Here is a 16,925-nt window from a genome sequence, read left to right on the forward strand (position 1 = left end):
GGCGGTCCGGGACGCCACAGGCCGCTGCGGGCGAACATCCCGCCCGCCCGGCCGACCGACGCCGCGCGGCCGGCCAGCGCCGCGCGGCGCCCGTCCTCCGATCGTCCGCTCATCTGCCGCCTCCGGGTACGGGGTTGGGGGTACCGACCGTACGGACGGAGGCTCTCGTCCTCTTCTGACCCGGCCCAGCTCTTCGGCCGGGCTTTTGTCAGGAGCCTGACAACGCGCGGCCCTCCGCGGCGGGGACGGGGACGTCCCCCTTCGCGGGTTCCGGCGAGTCCCCGAGGTCGAGGCTGTCGCGCAGCGTCACCGGCTTGAGGAACGCCGCCGCGACGATGCCGACGATCGCGATCGCCGCGGAGATCAGGAAGATGTGGCCGGTGGCGTCGCCGTAGGCGGCCCGGACGACCTGCTGGACGGACGGGTGCAGCGCGCTGATGTCGAGGGTGCCCGCGTCGCCGCCGCCCGAGCCCGGGTTCACGCCGAGCCTGCGCAGCCCGTCGGCGATCCGGTCCGCGACCTGGTTCGCCAGGACGGCGCCGAGCACCGAGACGCCGACCGTCCCGCCGAGGGAGCGGAAGAACGTGACGGTCCCGCTCGCGGCGCCGATCTCGTGGAGGCGCACCGAGTTCTGCACGACGAGGACGAGGTTCTGCATCGTCATGCCGACCCCCGCGCCGACCAGGAACATCGCGGCGCCGATGAAGACGAGCGAGGTCTGGTGGTCGATGGTGGCGAGCAGGCCGAACCCGGCGGTCAGCACGACCGTCCCGAAGACGATGTAGGGCTTGACCTTGCCGGTCCTGGTGGCGAAGCGCCCGGCCACGGTGGACGCGCCGAACACGCCGAGCATCATCGGGAACGTGAGCAGGCCCGCCTTGGTCGGGCTGTAGCCGCGCCCGATCTGGAAGTACTGGCCGAGGAAGACGGCGCCGCCGAACATCGCCATGCCGACGGCCAGGCTGGCCGTGATCGCGAGCGCGGTGTTGCGGCGCGCGACGATGTCCAGCGGGACGATCGGCTCCGCGGCGCGAGCCTCGACCCACACGGCCGCGGCGAGCAGAACCACGCCGGAGCCGGCCATCGCGGCCGTCTGCCACGACAGCCAGGCGAAGTTCTCGCCGACGAAGGTGATCCAGATCAGCAGCACGCTGACCCCGGCGGCGATGAGCGTCGCGCCCAGGTAGTCGATCTTGACGTCGGGCCGGCGGACGTGCGGGAGCCGCAGGGTCTTCTGGAGCAGCCCGAAGGCCACGACCGCGAACGGCACGCCGATGAAGAAGCACCAGCGCCAGCCGAGCGCGGAGTCGACGATGAGGCCGCCGAGCAGCGGCCCGCCGACCGTGGCGACGGCCATCACGCCGCCGAGGTAGCCGTAGTAGCGGCCCCGGTCCCGCGGGCTGATCATCGCCGCCATGATGATCTGGACGAGGATCTGCAGCGCGCCGACGCCGAGGCCCTGCACCGCGCGGAAAGCGATGAGCTGCGCGGTGCTCTGCGCGAACCCGGACGCCACGGACGCCAGGACGAAGATGCCGACGCCCGCCTGGAGCAGCGTCTTCTTGTCGTAGAGGTCGGCCAGCTTGCCCCAGATCGGGGTGCTGGCGGTCGACACGAGCAGGGTCGCGGTGACGACCCAGGTGTACTGCGACTGGCTGCCCTTGAGGGCGCCGATGATCTGCGGCAGCGCGGTGGACACGACGGTGCTGCTCAGCATCGCCACGAACAGCACCAGCAGCAGGCCGCTGAGCGCTTCGAGGATCTGGCGGTGCGACATCGGCGCCGATCTCGCGGGGACCTGCTCGGCCAAGGAACGCCTCCGGGTGAAGTGGGCCTGTCCGGGATGGGAACGAGGGGATCAACCCCCGGCCCGGACACTTTATTCCCACTGCGCAAAATTTCGCGCTGGGCAGGTTTTTCCCCGCTAGGCTGGGGCCCACCATGGAGACCACCGGCGGGCTGCGCGAACGCAAGAAGGAGGCGACGCGCCGCGCCCTGCACGAGGCCGCGATGCGGCTCGCCGTCGAGCACGGCCTGGACGAGGTCACCGTCGAGGCCATCGCCGACGCGGCGGGCGTCTCCCGCCGCACCTTCTCCAACTACTTCGCCGGCAAGGAGGACGCCCTCCTCTACGGCGACGAGCAGCGGATGAACGCCGTGCTGGCGACCTTCGCGGCCCGCCCGGCCGGCGAGTCGTCATGGACGGCGCTGCGCGCCTCCCTGGACGCCCTGCACGCCGAGGCCGGCGACCTGGACCCCCACTGGGCGGCGCAGACGCGCCTCGCCCGCAAGCATCCGTCCGTCCTCGGGCGGCAGCTCGCCAGCTACGCCGAGTTCGAGCGCGCCCTCGCCGACCTGATCGCCTCCCGGGACGGCCTCCCCCGCCTGCGCGCCCGCGTCATGGCCGGCGCCTTCATGACCGCGCTGCGCGTCGCGTCCGTGACCTGGATCGAGGAGCAGCCCGTCCGCCCCCTCTCCGAGGTCGCCGCCGAGACCCTCACCGAGATGGCCCGCGAGTTCCGCTGACCGTCCGGGCCCTCAGGGGCGGGGGATGTTGCGCAGGTTGCTGCGGGCCAGGTCGAGCATCCTGCCGACGCCGCCGGTGAGGACGGTCTTGCCGGCCGACAGCGCGAAGCCCTTCACCTGCTGCGGCGTGATGCGCGGCGGGATGGACAGGGCGTTCGGGTCGGTCACGACGTCCACCAGGTAGGGGCCGGGCGCGGCCAGCGCGCGCTCCATCACGGTGCGCACGTCGGACGGGCGCTCCACCCGCGCCGACTCGATCCCGGCCGCCTCGGCGATCGCCGCGTAGTCGACGGGCTCGTGGTCGGTCTCGTAGGACGGCAGGCCGTCCACCATCATCTCCAGCTTCACCATGCCGAGCGACGCGTTGTCGAACAGGATGATCTTCACGGGGACGCGGTGCAGCCGCACGGTGAGCAGCTCGCCGAGCAGCATGCCGAGACCGCCGTCGCCGGAGATCGAGATCACCTGGCGCCCGGGCGCGCCGAACTGGGCGCCGACGGCGTGCGGGAGCGCGTTGGCCATGGAGCCGTGGACGAACGAGCCCATCACGCGGCGGCGCCCGTTCGGGGTGATGTAGCGGGCGGCCCAGACGTTGCACATCCCGGTGTCCACGGTGAAGATCGCGTCGTCGTCGGCGAGGTCGTCCAGGACGCCGGCGACGTACTCGGGGTGGATCGGGATGTGCCGGTCGATGTCGCGGGTGTAGGCGGAGACCACGTTCTCCAGCGCCCGCGCGTGGCGGTGCAGCATCTCGTCGAGGTAGGAGCGGTCGTGCTTCTGCTCCACCTTGTCCAGGACGAGCCGGATCGTCTCCCCGACGTCCCCGTGGACCGCGAGATCGAGCGGTGTCCGGCGGCCCGGCTTGGACGGGTCGTCGTCCACCTGGATGGTGTTCTTGCCCGGCAGGAACGGGTCGTAGGGGAAGTCGGTGCCGAGCAGGAGGACGAGGTCGGCGTCCTGCATCGCCTCGTAGCAGGCGCCGTAGCCGAGCAGGCCGCTCATGCCCACGTCGAACGGGTTGTCGTACTGGATCCACTCCTTGCCGCGCAGCGCGTGGCCGACCGGCGAGAGCAGCCGGTGCGCCAGCTCGATCACCTCGGAGTGGGCGTCCCGGACGCCGGCGCCGCAGAACAGCATCACCTTCCGCGCCCGGTTGAGCGCGCCGGCGAGCTGCTCGACCTGGTCGGCCGGCGGACGGACGATGCCCTTGCGGACGAGGAAGTCGTGCTCGCCGGTCGGTTCGGCGGTGTCACGGCCCGCGACGTCCCCGGGCAGCGTCAGCACGGAGACGCCGCCGAGCCCGATCGCGTGCTGGATGGCGGTCCGCAGGATGCGCGGCATCTGCTCCGGGGTGACGATCGGCTCGCAGAAGTGGCTGCAGTCGACGAACAGCCGCTCGGGGTGGGTCTCCTGGAAGTAGCCGCTGCCGATCTGCACGCTCGGGATCTGCGACGCCAGCGCCAGCACCGGCGCCCCCGACCGGTGCGCGTCGTAAAGCCCCTGGATGAGGTGGGTGTTGCCCGGGCCGCAGCTCCCCGCGCACACGGCGAGCCGTCCCGTGGTCTGCGCCTCGGCCGCCGCCGCGAACGCGCCCGCCTCCTCGTTGCGGACGTGCACCCAGTCGATCCCGCGCGTCCGGCGCACGGCGTCGACGACCGGGTTGAGGCTGTCGCCCACCACCCCGTAGATCCGCCGGACCCCGGCCTGCCGCAGCACCTCGATGAACTGGTCGGCGACGGTCGCCATTCGCCCTCTCCCCCGCTGAGTCCCCCGCTACGTCTCCCCCGCCATGCAATGCCCCCTGGCTCACGGCTGACACCGGGCTACGGCTGACACCCCCGGCCCCACCGGGGTTAAATGGTCAAACCATGAACTAGATGGGCGGGACTGCGAGCGGATGACGGACGACCACGCGGGCATGAGCACCGACGACCGGGCGGAGCTGGACTTCTGGTCGTTCGTCGATCTCGCGGGACGGCGGCTCTCGGAGGAGTACGGGTTCCGGCACCGGCTGGCGACGCGGCTGCTGCTGACGCTGAACCGGGCGTCGGCGATCGTCACCTACGACCTGGAGTCCACGGTGCACCGGCCGCGTGGCCACTCCTGGTCGGCGTTCCGGCTGCTGTTCGTGACCTGGCTCGCCGGGCCGCTGGAGCCCGGCCGGGCCGCCACGCTGGCCGGGATGAGCAGGGCCGCCGTCTCCAACCTGAGCAAGACGCTCGTCGCGGACGGGATGCTCGCGCGCACCCGGGGCGAGCGGGACGGCCGGTCGGTGATCCTCGCGCTGACCGAGCGGGGGCAGGAGGCCATGCTGGAGATCTTCGCCGGGCAGAACGAGCGCGAGCGGCAGTGGGCGGACGTGCTCACCGAGACCGAGCAGCGGATGCTCGTCATGCTGCTGGACAAGCTCATCGCGGGACGCGGCTCGTTCGACGCCCGCGAGCGCAGCTGACCGGGGCGACGCCGCCGATTGGGGCCTTCCCCTTTGAGGGAGAACAGCCGTAAGGTCGGCAGAAAGTAGTTAATGCATTAATCATCGGAGGCGATGGAGCATGGCCCACTACCGCCGGGTCGGCCACGTGCCGCCGAAGCGCCACACCCAGCACCGCCACAGCGGCCAGGGGGGCGGCGAGGAGCGGCTCTACTTCGAGGAGCTGATGGGCGAGGAGGGCTTCTCCTCCGACTCGTCACTGCTGTACCACCGGGAGATCCCGTCCGCGATCGTCGACTCGCGGGTCTGGGACGTCCCCGACCAGACCACGACGCCCAACCATCCGCTGCGGCCCCGCCATCTGAAGCTGCACGAGCTGTTCCCCAAGGAGACCTGGTCCGAGACCGACGTCGTCACCGGCCGCCGGATCATCCTCGGCAACGGCGACGTCCGGATCTCCTACGTGGTGTCCGCCGCGGACTCTCCGTTGTACCGCAACGCGACCGGCGACGAGATCGTCTACATCGAGTCCGGCACCGCGACGGTCGAGACGATCTTCGGGGCGGTGGAGGCGAAGCCGGGCGACTACGTCGTCATCCCGACCTCGACCACGCACCGCTGGCTGCCGACCGGCGACCAGCCGCTGCGCGCGTACGCGATCGAGGCCTCAGGCCACGTCGCGCCGCCGAAGCGCTACCTGTCGCGCTACGGCCAGTTCCTGGAGCACGCCCCGTACTGCGAGCGCGACCTGCACGGCCCGGGCGAGCCCCTCCAGGCCGACGGCGCCGACGTCGAGGTCCTCGTCAAGCACCGCACGTCGCGCGGCATCTCCGGCACCCGGCTGACCTACGCGCGCCACCCGTTCGACGTCGTCGGCTGGGACGGCTGCCTGTACCCGTTCACGTTCAGCGTGCACGACTTCGAGCCGATCACCGGCCGCGTCCACCAGCCGCCGCCCGTCCACCAGGTGTTCGAGGGCCCGGGCTTCGTCGTGTGCAACTTCGTGCCGCGCAAGGTGGACTACCACCCGCTGTCGATCCCGGTGCCCTACTACCACTCGAACGTGGACTCCGACGAGATCATGTTCTACTGCGGCGGCGACTACGAGGCCCGCAAGGGCTCCGGCATCGGGCAGGGCTCGGTCTCGGTGCACCCGGGCGGCCTCGCGCACGGCCCGCAGCCCGGCGCGTACGAGCGCAGCATCGGCGTCGAGTTCTTCGACGAGCTGGCGGTCATGGTCGACACCTTCCGGCCCCTCGAACTGGGCGAGGGCGGCCTGGACTGCGAGGACGAGGCGTACGCCTGGACCTGGGCGGGGCGGCGATGACCACCCCGTTCGCGGTTCCCCCGTTCGCGGCGGGCCTGTGCGACGACGCCGCCGTCTTCCCGCCGGGGCTCGCGCCGCTCGCCGACGCCGTCCCGGCGCACCGCGACCACCGCGCCGCCGCCTACGCCGGCCTCGTCGGCCCGCTGGTGCTGCCCGCCTCCGCGCTCGACGCCCTGCACCCGCTGCTCGACGGCGAGCCGCTCGACGTGTCGGTCACCGCGCCGAACGGCCCGTGCGAGGCCGCCAAGGCGGTGGGCGTCGCCGCCGGCCTGCCCGTCGACCTGCGCGGGCTGGAGGTCGCCGTCCCGCCCGGCATGGGGCCGGAGGAGTTCTTCCGCGTGCTCGGCCGCCCCGGCGTCCCCGTGTACGTCGAGATCCCCCGCGACGAGCGGCGCCCCGCGTTCATCGAGGCGGTCGCCGCGCGCGGCGACCGCGCGAAGTTCCGCACCGGCGGGGTGAAGGCGCACCTGTACCCGGGCACGGACGAGCTCGCCGCCGCCGTCACGTCGGTCGTGGAGGCGGGCGTTCCGTTCAAGGCGACGGCGGGGCTGCACCATCCCGTCCGGAACACCGATCCCGAGACCGGGTTCCACCAGCACGGATTCCTGAACCTGCTGCTCGCGACCGACGCCGCCCTGCGCGGCCGCCCGCACGCGGAGCTCGCCGCCGTCCTGGCCGACCGCGACGCGCCGGCGGTCGCCGCCCGCGTGGCGGGGCTCGGCGAGGCGCGCACGGCCGCGGCCCGCGCCCGCTTCCTGTCCTTCGGGACGTGCAGCATCACCGACCCCCTGACCGAACTCGCGGACCTCGGACTGCTCGGGTCCGCCCTCCTGGAGACCTCCCGATGACCCGCATCGCGATTCCCGGAGACTCCCTCTTCGGGCTCGCCAACCTCCCCTACGGCGTGTTCTCGCCCCCGGGCGCCGCGCCCCGCGTGGGCGTCCGCGTGGCCGACTCCGTCGTGGACCTCGCCGCCGGCCTCGGCGACGACGTCTTCGCCGCGCCGACGCTGAACCCGTTCATGGCCCAGGGCCACGCGCGCTGGGTCGAGGTCCGCGAGCAGGTCCTCGACCTGGTCTCCGAGGACGTCCCGGACGAGGCCGTCCACCCCCTCGGCGCGGTGACCCCGCACATGCCGTTCGAGGTCGCCGACTACGTGGACTTCTACGCCTCCGAGCACCACGCGTCCAACCTCGGCCGGCTGTTCCGCCCGGACTCCGAGCCGCTCATGCCGAACTGGAAGCACCTGCCGGTCGGGTACCACGGCCGCGCCGGGACGGTCGTCCCGTCCGGGACGCCGATCGTGCGCCCGAGCGGGCAGCGCAAGGGCGAGGCGGCGCCCACGTTCGGGGAGAGCCGCCGCCTCGACATCGAGGCCGAGGTCGGCTTCGTGGTCGGCACCGGCTCGGCGCTGGGCGACCCGGTGGGCGCCGACGACTTCGACGAGCGGGTGTTCGGCGTCGTCCTCGTCAACGACTGGTCGGCCCGCGACATCCAGGCGTGGGAGTACGTCCCGCTCGGCCCGTTCCTGGGGAAGAGCTTCGCGACGTCGGTGTCCCACTGGGTCGTCCCGCTCCTCGCCCTGGAGGCCGCCCGCGTCGCCACGCCGCCGCAGGACCCCGAGCCGCTGCCCTACCTGCGCGAGAAGAACCCGTGGGGCCTGGACCTCGACCTCGCCGTCTCCTGGAACGGGCAGGTCGTCTCCCGTCCGCCCTACCGGGAGATGTACTGGTCGCCCGCCCAGATGCTCGCGCACATGACGGTGAACGGTGCCTCGTCCCGCACCGGCGACCTGTTCGCCTCCGGGACGGTCTCCGGCCCGGACAAGGACCAGCGCGGCGCCTTCATCGAGCTCACGTGGGGCGGCAAGGAGCCCGTGACGGTGAACGGCGAGCCGCGCACCTTCCTGGAGGACGGCGACGAGGTCTCGATCACCGCCTCCGCCCCCGGCCCCTCCGGCGCCCGCATCGGCTTCGGAGAGGTCACCGGCCGGATCCTCCCCGCCCGCTGAGTTTCCGGCGGGCGCCGCCCTCGGGGGGTGGCGCCCGCCGGACCCGCGGTCTCAGAGGGCGGCGAGGAAGGCGAGCATGGCGGCGTTGACCTGGTCGGGCGCCTCCATCTGGACGAAGTGGCCGGCGCCCTCGATGACGTGGACGCCGCGCAGGCCCGGTACCTGAGTCTCCATCTGCTTCAGTGCGTCGGACCCCATCATCTGGAGGACGGGGTCGCGCTCGCCCACGAGGAACAGCGTGGGAACGGTGACAGGCTCGTCCGGACGGCTCTGCTTCTCGTTCCACACGTGGTCGTAGGCCCGGTACCAGTTGAGGCCACCGGTGAAGCCCGTCCGGCGGAACTCGTCGGCGTAGAAGGCGAACTCGTCCTGCGACAGCCACGGCCATGGAAGGGGCGGGGCTTCGGGGAGCACATCGAGGTATCCGTTGCCTTCGCTCGGGTGCTGCCAGATGTCGAGGTACCGGTAACCGCCGCTGAGCGCCCAGAAGACGTTCGCCAGGAAGCGGTCCGGTTCGGCCCCCAACTCCTCGTCCGCAGGCCCCTCCTCCTGGAAGTAGTGCACGTGCACGAAGTGCTGTTCGGCCATGCGCGCGTACAGCTCGGTGGGAGGACGCTTCGAGACGGGCATGCGCGGCACGCTCAACTGCATCAGCGCCTTGACCCGTCCAGGGGCCCATTGAGGGAGGTCCCAGACGAGAGCGGCCCCGAAGTCGTGGCCCGCGAAGACGGCCTCGTCGATGTCCAGGGCGTCCAGGACACCGACCAGGTCGGCGACGGTGTGCCGCCGGTCGTAGGCCCGCGGCGAAGGCGGGCGGCCGCTGCGCCCGTATCCGCGCATGTCGAGGGCGATGGCCCGGTATCCCGCCGCGGCCAGAGCCGGGAGCTGCCGCCGCCAGCTGAACCAGAGGCCCGGGAAACCATGGCACATCACCACCGGGAGACCGTCGCCCTGCTCGACCGCGTGAAGGGTGACGTCACCCGCGTCCAGCATGTGGTGGCGCTCGCGGAAGCTCATCCCGGGCCCTCCCTCCGCCAGGGACGATCCTGAAGCCTCGCGCGCGGCGCGGCGCTCCGCCCTCCCGGTCACCGGGACGGCGGTTGGACGGGCGGCCGTCCCGTCGGCGAGGGTCGGGCCACCATGTCACGACTCCCGAGGACGCAGCCCCCGAGTCCCGACCTCGCCGCGCGCGTCGCCCGGCTGGAGGCCATCGAGGAGATCAAGGCGCTCAAGCACCGCTACCTGCGGGCCTGCGACGCCAAGGACCCCGACGGGTTCCGCGCCTGCTTCATCGCCTCGGGCGCCTCGATCGACTACGGCCGGCTGGGCGCGTTCGACGACGCGGAGGGCATGGTCAGGGTCTTCGAGGCGATCGCGCTCCGGAAGGTCGACGGCCGGAGCGCCGTCCTCGACATGCACCACGCGACGCACCCGGACATCACCGTCCACGACGGGACGCGCGCGTCGGGACGCTGGACGCTCAAGTTCCGCCAGGTGAACCTGGAGGACGGCACCGAGTCTGTGAGCACCGGCGAGTACGACGACGAGTACGTGGTCGAGGACGGCCGCTGGAAGATGGCCAGGTGCCGCTTCCGCCGCCACTGGACGATCACCCGTCCGCTGGGCCCCGGCTGCCGCGTCGACCTCGACGGTCAGTTCGAGCCCGCGAAGGAGACGTAGCCGCCGGTGTCGGTGATGAGGACCGTCCTGCCGTCCTTCTCTCCGGCCGGTCGCCGCGGTGCCGGGACCTCGGGGGCAGGCCGGTTGCGGCACGGAACGGCTCGTCCGCTGACCAGGTAGGTGCCGACCGAGGTCCCGGATCCGGTGCGCCGGCCGTCCTGGTCGTAGACACCGGAGGTGGTCAGCGTCCAGATCATGAACTGGCCGCGCTCGAAGTGGCCCGGGTTGATCGTCATCTTCCAGCCGCCGCCCGGCCGCGGGAGATCGCTCGGCACGGTGTAGAGCCCGTCCGGCATGTCGTACACGTTCGGCGGGAGGTCGACCTGCCTGGCATGGGGCTGCGGGCACACCTGGCCCTCAGGGATGGAGTACACGACCGCCGGCACGCCCAGCGAGCGCAGCTCCCGCGAGAGCGCGTCAGCGTCGCGCGAGTCCAGGGTCTTCTCGGTGACCTCGACGGTGACCAGGCCGGACGGATCCCGGGTCACCGCGTAGGCGGGCTGGGCGCCGCCTGTCCAGGCCGGAAGAACGCCGGCGACCGCGCACGCCGCGCACGCCGCCGCGAGTCCCCACGCCCGTCGCCCGCGCACCGCCCGCGGCCGGCGCTGCGGCCCGGGCGCCGACGCGCGAGCGTCCCGCTCCGTTCTGGCGGCGACCGCCGCGGTCAGCTCGGCCAGCCGCCGTTCCTGGTAGCCCGCGAGCGGGGTGTCGTCGCCGGAGATGCTGCTCATGAGGAGGCTCCCTTCGCCAAGGGGGACGGTGGAGTGGCGGTCGACCGAGCGGATGCCGCGTCGTCCGCGGAGAAGGCGGCCTTCAGCCGTCTACGGGCCCGGTGCAGTCGAACCCGGGCGGCACCGTCGCGGATGCCCAGCGCCGCGGCCGCCTCGGCCAGGCTCAGGCCGTCCAGATCGACGAGCTCGATGACGCTGCGCAGCCGCTCGGGCAGCACGGAGAGCTTCGCGTGCAGGCCGCGCGCCGCTCGCTGGGCGTCGATCTGCTCTTCCAGCCGGACGATGTCGTCACCGTCCAGATGGCGATGACCCCCGGCCCGCCGCGCCTTGTCGCGTTCACCGGCGTGGCGCCGCCACTCGGCGGCCACCACGTTCCGGGCGATGCCCAGCAACCACGCCCGCGGGCTTCCCCGGCCGGCCTGGTAGCGCCCGGCGGCGTCGATCGCCGCCAGGAACACCTCGGTGGTCAGATCGTCGACCGTGTGAGGATCGGAGATCCGGCGGGCCACGAAGCGGGTCACGTCCGCGACATGCCGCCGGTAGAAGACCTCCAGCGCCGCTGGATCACGGCCGATCGCGGTGACGTCCGCCGGATCCGTGTCCACGGCCGACTTCTCATCTCCCATCCAAGAGCCTCCCGCCATGTGCTGTTTGGTCTTCTTGGTGGGAGGGCCTCGTCGTGTTACACCCGCCGTCCCTGTGCGGATCGGGACCACGGCCCGGCTAGAGTCGCACCCGACGAACGACGCGAGCCCGCGGGCCGCCCCGACCTGGTGAGCAGCACGGACCTGGTGAACAGCGTGGACCTGGTGAACAGCGTGGAACCGATCTTCCGGACGGCCGAGGCGGACGACGTCCCGGCCCTCGTCGCGCTCGTCGAGAGCGCCTACCGCGGAGACTCCAGCCGCGACGGCTGGACCACCGAGGCCGACCTTCTGGACGGCCAGCGCACGGACCCGGAGGCCGTGGCCGCCGTGGTGCACGACCCGCGCGCGGTGATGCTGGTGGCCGAGACGGACGGCGCGCTCACGGCGTGCTGCCAGCTGGAGGACCGCGGCGGGCACGCCTACTTCGGCATGTTCGCCGTCAGCCCGTCCCAGCAGGGCGGCGGGCTCGGCCGCCGGGTCCTGGCCGAGGCCGAGCGGCGGGCGCGCGAGCAGTGGGGCGCGGCCGAGATGCGCATGACGGTGATCAGCCAGCGCGAGGACCTGATCGCCTGGTACGTCAGGCGCGGCTACACCCGGACCGGCGAGACGAGCCCGTTCCCCTACGGCGACGAGCGCTTCGGCCTGCCCAAGCGCGACGACCTGGAGTTCGAGCTCCTGGTGAAGAAGCTCAGCTGACGCCCGCGTACCGTTCGAGCCGGGCCGCCGCGTACGCCGGGCCCGGCGCGGCGCGCAGCCGTCCGGCCAGCGCGGTCGCGGCCGCCCGGTAGGACGGGTCCTCGATCACCGTGCGGACGGCCGCCGCGATCTCCTCCGGCCCGGCGCTCTCACCGTCCAGCGCCAGCCCGGCAACCAGCTCGGCCGCGCGCCGGGCCAGCGCGGGCTGGTCGGCCGCCGGGTTCGGGAGCGCGACGACCGGCACGCCATCGTCAGCCCCCCGCCAGCAGAGATTCGATCATCACGGTCATCGTCGCCTCGGCCTCGGCCCGCGATTCGGCGGGGTCCGCAGCGCTGTTGAGGGTTGGCCGCCGCCAGACAGCGCTTTGGCGACCAAAGCCTCACCGGGAGTTTCAATGACACCCTTGAAGGCGTGAATCGATGGGAGGCGGACGCGTGAAGTTCGTTCTTGAAGTGGACATGAGTGAGGGCGCCGTCGCGCAGGACGCCGTCGCCGAACTGGGGCGGATCCTGCGGTACTGGGGCGGGAACGTCCGGCACTACGAGTTGAGGCCGGGAGACGGGTCCGCCGTCTACGACTCGGACTACCGCGAGGTGGGGCGCTGGGAGATCACCGAGACGCCCGCATAGCCCGGGAAACCCCACGCCCGGCCGGGAGATCCGGCCGGGCGCTGTGCGGGGAGCTCAGCGGGAGTTCAGGAGCCCGACGGGACCAGGCGGAAGGCGACGAAGGCGGGAGAGTGCTCCAGCTTCGCGTGGTCCTCCGGGTAGCGGTCGGCCATCTCGGGGACGGGCCGCGGCTCCACGAGCTCCTCGATGAGGAACCCGGCGGCGCGGAACTCGGCGCAGATCGCCGTCAGGGGGCGCCGCCACGCCCGGATCGGCCAGTCCCGTTCGGGGCTCAGCGACTCCTCCACCGGCTCTTCGAGGAAGTAGGAGCCGCCCAGGCGCAGCCATCCCGCCATCGGATGCTCCGTCGAGAGGACGACGGCGCCGCCCGGGGCCAGCATGCGGCGGAACTCCTCCAGCAGCGCGACGCGGTCGTCGAAGTAGTGCAGCGCCAGCGCCAGCACCACCAGGTCGACGGAGGCGTCCGGCATCCAGGCCACGGGCGTGGACAGGTCGTGGACGCGCAGGTCGGCGCGGCCTCCGGTGCGTTTCACGGCCATGTCGACGAAAGTGGGGCTGACGTCGCAGCCGGCCACGCGGGCGCCGCGGTCGAGAAGTTCCCGCGCGTAGAGGCCGGGACCGCACGCGGCGTCGAAGACGGTCAGGCCGGCCACGTCCCCCGCGAGGCCGAGCACGGCGGGACGGTCGTAGAGGGCGTTGTAGGAGCTGTCCTCGGCATGGGCGGCGTACTCGTGGGCGAAGCGCTCGTACATGCCCCCGATCGTGCCAGAAAGATCAACCGGAAGTGTCAGGAGGACGACCGGTCTCTGTCAGGTCCTCGGGGACCGGGCCGCCGCGCACCCGCTCCAGGTGGCCGCGGTAGGCGGCGATGTCGTTGAGGAGGTGACGGCGAGCAGTCGCCCCACAAGAAGCCCGCCAGGTGCAGCCGGACGAGCAGCTCCACCAGCGCGTCCAGCAGCCGGTCCGTGGGGTGGCCGTAGCGCGCGTTGGCGAAGAGCGCGCGGTAGGACGAGGAGTGGTCGAGGAACCGGGTGACGAGGACGGCGTCCACGGCAGGTCCAGCAGGCCGGCCGACGACTCACCGGGCGGGGTGAAGACGAAGCGCACGGCTCAGGGCCGCGTCGCGGACGTCCCGCCCGCGGTCCCGGCGGCCGGCTCGCGCTGCGCCTCCCGGTGGGCGGCGCGCGACTCCTCGGCGAGCCGGTCGAGCTGCGCGACGCGCTCCTCGTCGCGGGTCAGGTTCTCGCCGGTGGCCGGGTCGAACAGGTGCACCCGCGTCGTGTCGATCCACAGCTCCGCCCCGCGCCCCGGCGCGATCATGCTGGCCGCGTCCAGCGCCACGACCGCCTGGGTCCGCAGCTGGTCGCCGTCGAGCTCCCGCGACAGGTCCCGCAGCTGGGCGGCGAGATCCTCGGGCGCCTCGTACGGGACGTAGGCGTACAGCTCGTTGCCCAGCCACTCGGTCACGTCCACCCGGACCCGCACGAGGCTGCCGCGCGCCTGCTTCTCCTCGCCGACGAGCGAGGCGTCCTCGAAGTGCTCGGGGCGGATCCCGACGAGCACGACCGACCGGTCGCCGACCGCGGCCGCCTTGCGCGCGTCGCGCAGCTCGAACCGCCCGAGCGGCGTCTCCAGGAACACGCCGTCCGCCGCGCGGTCCACGGACGCGGGCAGGAAGTTCATCGACGGCGACCCGATGAACCCGGCGACGAACAGGTTCACCGGCTCCTCGTACAGCTCGCGCGGGCTCCCGACCTGCTGCAGGACGCCCCTGCGCAGCACCGCGACCCGGTCGCCGAGCGTCATCGCCTCGGTCTGGTCGTGGGTGACGTACACGGTGGTGACGCCGAGGCGCCGCTGGAGCCGGGAGATCTCGGTGCGCATCTGCCCGCGCAGCTTGGCGTCCAGGTTCGACAGCGGCTCGTCGAACAGGAACGCGTCCGCCTGCCGGACGATCGCGCGGCCCATCGCGACCCGCTGCCGCTGCCCGCCGGACAGGTTCGCGGGCTTGCGGTCCAGGTGCTCGGTCAGCTCCAGCAGCTCGGCGGTCTCCGACACGCGCCGCCGCACCTCGTCGTCGGCGACCTTCGCGAGGCGGAGCGGGAAGGCGATGTTCTCGTACACGCTGAGATGCGGGTAGAGCGCGTAGTTCTGGAACACCATCGACAGGTTCCGCTCCCGCGGCGCGACCTTGTTGACGACCCGGTCGCCGATGACCATCTCGCCGGACGTGATGTCCTCCAGCCCGACGATCATCCGCAGCAGCGTGGACTTGCCGCAGCCGGACGGCCCGACCAGGATCATGAACTCGCCGTCCCGCACGTCCAGGGAGACGTCGTTCACGGCCGGGAAACCGTCGCCGTACCGCTTGACGATGTTCTTCATGGTGATGGCGGCCATGGTTTCCTCTCAGCCTTTGACGGCGCCGGACGTCAGCCCGGCCACGATGCGGCGCTGGAACGCCAGGACGATGATCACGACCGGGACCGTGACGACGACGGCGGCGGCGCAGATGGCGGTGGTGGGCTGCTCGAAGTAGGACTCCCCGGTGAAGAACGCCAGCGCCGCCGGGACGGGCCTGGCCCGGTCGGTGGAGGTCAGCGAGATCCCGAAGACGAAGTCGTTCCAGCAGAAGAAGAAGGTCAGGATCGCGGCGGTGAACACGCCGGGCGCCGCCAGCGGGACGATCACCTTGCGGAACGCCTGCCAGGAAGTGGCCCCGTCCACCTGCGCGGCCTGCTCCATCTCCCACGGGATCTCGCGGAAGAACGCCGACAGCGTCCAGATGGCGAGCGGCAGCGCGAACGAGATGTAGGGGATGATCAGGCCCGGCCAGGTGTCGTACAGGCCGATGTTGCGCCACAGGTCGAACAGCGGCCCGACCAGCGACACCACGGGGAACATCGCGATGGCGAGCGCGAACGACAGGATCAGCCGCTTGCCGGGGAACTCCAGCCGCGCGATGGCGTAGGCGACCAGCGTCGCGAACACCACCCCGACGAACGTGGCGATCAGCGAGATGCCGATCGAGTTGATCAGCGCCGAGGTGAACAGGTCGGTCTTGAAGACCGTCTCGTAGTTGGCCCACGTCCAGGTCTTGGGGAAGAACCCCTGGACGTTGCCGATCTCGCTGGGCTGCTTGAACGACAGCATCACGATCCACACGATCGGGAACGCCGTCCACACCAGGATCAGCAGCGAGGCGACGATCCACAGCGACTTCGAACGCGCCGACTCCATCAGCGATCACCTCGCACCTGGGACAGGTCCACGCGGAACCCCTTGATGAACACGGCCGCGATCAGCACCACCGACAGGAACAGCAGCACCCCGACCGCGTTGCCGAGGCCGAGCTCGGTCCGGGTGATGATCTGCTGGTAGGTCAGGAACGACAGCACCTGGGTCTTCTCCTGGCCGGACGTCATGATGAACACGTTGTCGAAGATCCGCCACGCGTCCAGCGTCCGGAACAGCACCGCGACGAGGATCGCGGCCTTCATGTTCGGGATCGTCACCCGCCTGAGGCGCTGCCACGCCGTCGCGCCGTCCACCGTCGCGGCCTCGCCGAGGTCGGCCGGCACCTGCGCCAGCCCGGCGAGCAGCAGCAGCGACACGAACGGGGTCGTCTTCCAGATCTCCGACAGGATGATCACGAACAGCGCCGCCCAGCGGTCGGAGAACCAGGCGAAGTCGCCGAGCCCGAACCAGGAGTTGACGAACCCCGACTGGACGTCGAAGGCGTACTTCCAGGCGAACGCGGAGATGACCGTCACGATCCCGTAGGGCAGCAGGATCGCGGTCCGCACCGTCCGCCGCCCGAACACGGCCCGGTGCATCACCATCGCGAGCGCGAACCCGATGACCAGCTCCACCCCCACCGTGGCCACGGTGATGATCAGGGTGGTGAGCACCGTCTGCCAGAACAGGGCGTCCGACAGCGCGGTCGCGTAGTTGCCGAGCCCGACGAAGCGCCGGTCCTCGGGTGCGGTGATCCGGTAGCTGAACAGCGACTGGTAGACGGCGTTGACCAGCGGATACGCGGTGACCAGCAGCATCACCACCACGGCGGGCAGCGAGAGCAGCAGCCCCAGCCTGCGCTCGGCGCGGCCGCGGTCGGAGATCTCCGCGCGGGCGGGGGCGGGGGCGCCGTCGGCGCGGCCGAGCTTCGGCGCCGTTTCTGCGGACGTCATCCGGACACCTTTCTCTCCGAGGCTTCCCTCACGGCGGCGCCGGCCTCGCGGCGGCC

The 16,925-nt window shown here is 71.9% G+C and carries 19 protein-coding genes; 8 read left to right on the plus strand and 11 right to left on the minus strand.

The features are described 5' to 3' along the window. Nucleotides 1–208: 208 nt before the first annotated feature. Nucleotides 209–1,810 carry an MDR family MFS transporter gene (locus ABWI04_RS24605; RefSeq protein WP_502913155.1) on the minus strand — a complete coding sequence of 534 codons (1,602 nt, stop codon included), beginning with the start codon at nucleotides 1,808–1,810 and terminating at the stop codon, nucleotides 209–211. A 131-nt stretch (nucleotides 1,811–1,941) separates the two neighbouring features. On the opposite strand from ABWI04_RS24605, the gene ABWI04_RS24610 reads away from it, so the two are divergent. Continuing rightward, a complete protein-coding gene (locus ABWI04_RS24610) occupies nucleotides 1,942–2,526 on the plus strand; it encodes a TetR/AcrR family transcriptional regulator (RefSeq protein ID WP_353833919.1) in 585 nt (194 codons plus the stop codon). A 12-nt stretch (nucleotides 2,527–2,538) separates the two neighbouring features. On the opposite strand, the gene ABWI04_RS24615 is transcribed toward ABWI04_RS24610, so the two are convergent. Continuing rightward, the gene (locus tag ABWI04_RS24615) at nucleotides 2,539–4,272 is read right to left on the minus strand and encodes a pyruvate dehydrogenase (protein ID WP_345171039.1); all 1,734 of its coding nucleotides are present in this window, start codon (nucleotides 4,270–4,272) and stop codon (nucleotides 2,539–2,541) included. A 151-nt stretch (nucleotides 4,273–4,423) separates the two neighbouring features. Between ABWI04_RS24615 and ABWI04_RS24620 the strand changes: the two genes are divergently transcribed. The 4 genes from ABWI04_RS24620 (at nucleotide 4,424) to fahA (ending at nucleotide 8,295) form a co-directional block, all read left to right on the plus strand. Beyond that, on the plus strand, nucleotides 4,424–4,978 hold the full coding sequence (locus ABWI04_RS24620; RefSeq protein WP_353833920.1) for a MarR family winged helix-turn-helix transcriptional regulator: 555 nt from the start codon (nucleotides 4,424–4,426) through the stop codon (nucleotides 4,976–4,978). A gap of 100 nt (nucleotides 4,979–5,078) precedes the next feature. Further along, a complete protein-coding gene (locus ABWI04_RS24625) occupies nucleotides 5,079–6,284 on the plus strand; it encodes a homogentisate 1,2-dioxygenase (RefSeq protein ID WP_353833921.1) in 1,206 nt (401 codons plus the stop codon). Continuing rightward, nucleotides 6,281–7,132 carry a hypothetical protein gene (locus ABWI04_RS24630; RefSeq protein ID WP_353833922.1) on the plus strand — a complete coding sequence of 284 codons (852 nt, stop codon included), beginning with the start codon at nucleotides 6,281–6,283 and terminating at the stop codon, nucleotides 7,130–7,132. The genes ABWI04_RS24625 and ABWI04_RS24630 overlap by 4 nt, the downstream gene beginning before the upstream one ends. Continuing rightward, complete coding sequence (gene fahA, locus ABWI04_RS24635; RefSeq protein ID WP_345171047.1) at nucleotides 7,129–8,295, plus strand: fumarylacetoacetase; 1,167 nt, start codon at nucleotides 7,129–7,131, stop codon at nucleotides 8,293–8,295. The genes ABWI04_RS24630 and fahA overlap by 4 nt, the downstream gene beginning before the upstream one ends. 51 nt (nucleotides 8,296–8,346) lie before the next feature. Here the strand turns inward: fahA and ABWI04_RS24640 are convergent, their stop codons facing one another. Beyond that, nucleotides 8,347–9,312, minus strand: coding sequence for an alpha/beta fold hydrolase (locus ABWI04_RS24640; RefSeq protein ID WP_353833923.1), 966 nt, complete (start codon nucleotides 9,310–9,312; stop codon nucleotides 8,347–8,349). Nucleotides 9,313–9,435: 123 nt separating this feature from the next. Between ABWI04_RS24640 and ABWI04_RS24645 the strand changes: the two genes are divergently transcribed. Further along, nucleotides 9,436–9,975 (plus strand): nuclear transport factor 2 family protein, encoded by a 540-nt coding sequence (locus ABWI04_RS24645; RefSeq protein WP_345171051.1) that lies wholly within the window; start codon nucleotides 9,436–9,438, stop codon nucleotides 9,973–9,975. Here ABWI04_RS24645 and ABWI04_RS24650 read toward each other — a convergent pair. Together ABWI04_RS24650 and ABWI04_RS24655 are read right to left on the minus strand one after the other, a co-directional pair. Then, entirely contained in the window at nucleotides 9,948–10,706 is a 759-nt protein-coding gene (locus ABWI04_RS24650) for a hypothetical protein (protein WP_353833924.1), read from the minus strand. The genes ABWI04_RS24645 and ABWI04_RS24650 overlap by 28 nt on opposite strands. Next, a complete protein-coding gene (locus ABWI04_RS24655; RefSeq protein ID WP_353833925.1) occupies nucleotides 10,703–11,311 on the minus strand; it encodes a sigma-70 family RNA polymerase sigma factor in 609 nt (202 codons plus the stop codon). The genes ABWI04_RS24650 and ABWI04_RS24655 overlap by 4 nt, the downstream gene beginning before the upstream one ends. Nucleotides 11,312–11,479: 168 nt before the next feature. Between ABWI04_RS24655 and ABWI04_RS24660 the strand changes: the two genes are divergently transcribed. Then, nucleotides 11,480–12,049, plus strand: a complete 570-nt coding sequence (locus ABWI04_RS24660) for a GNAT family N-acetyltransferase (protein WP_345171057.1) — start codon at nucleotides 11,480–11,482, stop codon at nucleotides 12,047–12,049. Here ABWI04_RS24660 and ABWI04_RS24665 read toward each other — a convergent pair. Then, nucleotides 12,042–12,293, minus strand: coding sequence for a nucleotide disphospho-sugar-binding domain-containing protein (locus ABWI04_RS24665; protein ID WP_502913157.1), 252 nt, complete (start codon nucleotides 12,291–12,293; stop codon nucleotides 12,042–12,044). The genes ABWI04_RS24660 and ABWI04_RS24665 overlap by 8 nt on opposite strands. 215 nt (nucleotides 12,294–12,508) lie before the next feature. On the opposite strand from ABWI04_RS24665, the gene ABWI04_RS24670 reads away from it, so the two are divergent. Next, a complete protein-coding gene (locus tag ABWI04_RS24670) occupies nucleotides 12,509–12,679 on the plus strand; it encodes a hypothetical protein (protein ID WP_353833926.1) in 171 nt (56 codons plus the stop codon). Between the two features lie 65 nt (nucleotides 12,680–12,744). Here ABWI04_RS24670 and ABWI04_RS24675 read toward each other — a convergent pair whose 3' ends face one another. Genes ABWI04_RS24675 through ABWI04_RS24695 form a run of 5 tightly spaced genes read right to left on the minus strand, consistent with a single transcriptional unit; the run spans nucleotide 12,745 to nucleotide 16,869 of the window. After that, nucleotides 12,745–13,431 carry a class I SAM-dependent methyltransferase gene (locus ABWI04_RS24675; protein WP_353833927.1) on the minus strand — a complete coding sequence of 229 codons (687 nt, stop codon included), beginning with the start codon at nucleotides 13,429–13,431 and terminating at the stop codon, nucleotides 12,745–12,747. A gap of 35 nt (nucleotides 13,432–13,466) precedes the next feature. Then, nucleotides 13,467–13,730 carry a hypothetical protein gene (locus tag ABWI04_RS24680; protein ID WP_353833928.1) on the minus strand — a complete coding sequence of 88 codons (264 nt, stop codon included), beginning with the start codon at nucleotides 13,728–13,730 and terminating at the stop codon, nucleotides 13,467–13,469. 59 nt (nucleotides 13,731–13,789) lie between these two features. Further along, nucleotides 13,790–15,079 carry an ABC transporter ATP-binding protein gene (locus tag ABWI04_RS24685; RefSeq protein ID WP_353833929.1) on the minus strand — a complete coding sequence of 430 codons (1,290 nt, stop codon included), beginning with the start codon at nucleotides 15,077–15,079 and terminating at the stop codon, nucleotides 13,790–13,792. A 9-nt stretch (nucleotides 15,080–15,088) separates the two neighbouring features. Beyond that, a complete protein-coding gene (locus tag ABWI04_RS24690) occupies nucleotides 15,089–15,919 on the minus strand; it encodes a carbohydrate ABC transporter permease (protein ID WP_345171067.1) in 831 nt (276 codons plus the stop codon). Next, the gene (locus tag ABWI04_RS24695; protein WP_345171069.1) at nucleotides 15,919–16,869 is read right to left on the minus strand and encodes a carbohydrate ABC transporter permease; all 951 of its coding nucleotides are present in this window, start codon (nucleotides 16,867–16,869) and stop codon (nucleotides 15,919–15,921) included. The genes ABWI04_RS24690 and ABWI04_RS24695 overlap by 1 nt, the downstream gene beginning before the upstream one ends. Nucleotides 16,870–16,925 lie beyond the last annotated feature (56 nt).

The organism is Actinomadura sp. NPDC000929, assembly GCF_040492065.1.
Taxonomy (GTDB): Bacteria; Actinomycetota; Actinomycetes; order Streptosporangiales; family Streptosporangiaceae; genus Spirillospora; species Spirillospora verrucosospora.

Excerpts from the sequence above, each read along its gene's own strand:
- ABWI04_RS24610 (WP_353833919.1), top strand. The coding sequence starts at position 1,942 with ATGGAGACCACCGGCGGGCTGCGCGAACGCAAGAAGGAGGCGACGCGC.
- ABWI04_RS24615 (WP_345171039.1), bottom strand. The coding sequence starts at position 4,272 with ATGGCGACCGTCGCCGACCAGTTCATCGAGGTGCTGCGGCAGGCCGGG.
- ABWI04_RS24620 (WP_353833920.1), top strand. The coding sequence starts at position 4,424 with ATGACGGACGACCACGCGGGCATGAGCACCGACGACCGGGCGGAGCTG.
- ABWI04_RS24625 (WP_353833921.1), top strand. The coding sequence starts at position 5,079 with ATGGCCCACTACCGCCGGGTCGGCCACGTGCCGCCGAAGCGCCACACC.
- ABWI04_RS24630 (WP_353833922.1), top strand. The coding sequence starts at position 6,281 with ATGACCACCCCGTTCGCGGTTCCCCCGTTCGCGGCGGGCCTGTGCGAC.
- fahA (WP_345171047.1), top strand. The coding sequence starts at position 7,129 with ATGACCCGCATCGCGATTCCCGGAGACTCCCTCTTCGGGCTCGCCAAC.
- ABWI04_RS24640 (WP_353833923.1), bottom strand. The coding sequence starts at position 9,312 with ATGAGCTTCCGCGAGCGCCACCACATGCTGGACGCGGGTGACGTCACC.
- ABWI04_RS24645 (WP_345171051.1), top strand. The coding sequence starts at position 9,436 with ATGTCACGACTCCCGAGGACGCAGCCCCCGAGTCCCGACCTCGCCGCG.
- ABWI04_RS24650 (WP_353833924.1), bottom strand. The coding sequence starts at position 10,706 with ATGAGCAGCATCTCCGGCGACGACACCCCGCTCGCGGGCTACCAGGAA.
- ABWI04_RS24670 (WP_353833926.1), top strand. The coding sequence starts at position 12,509 with ATGAGTGAGGGCGCCGTCGCGCAGGACGCCGTCGCCGAACTGGGGCGG.
- ABWI04_RS24675 (WP_353833927.1), bottom strand. The coding sequence starts at position 13,431 with ATGTACGAGCGCTTCGCCCACGAGTACGCCGCCCATGCCGAGGACAGC.
- ABWI04_RS24685 (WP_353833929.1), bottom strand. The coding sequence starts at position 15,079 with ATGGCCGCCATCACCATGAAGAACATCGTCAAGCGGTACGGCGACGGT.
- ABWI04_RS24690 (WP_345171067.1), bottom strand. The coding sequence starts at position 15,919 with ATGGAGTCGGCGCGTTCGAAGTCGCTGTGGATCGTCGCCTCGCTGCTG.
- ABWI04_RS24695 (WP_345171069.1), bottom strand. The coding sequence starts at position 16,869 with ATGACGTCCGCAGAAACGGCGCCGAAGCTCGGCCGCGCCGACGGCGCC.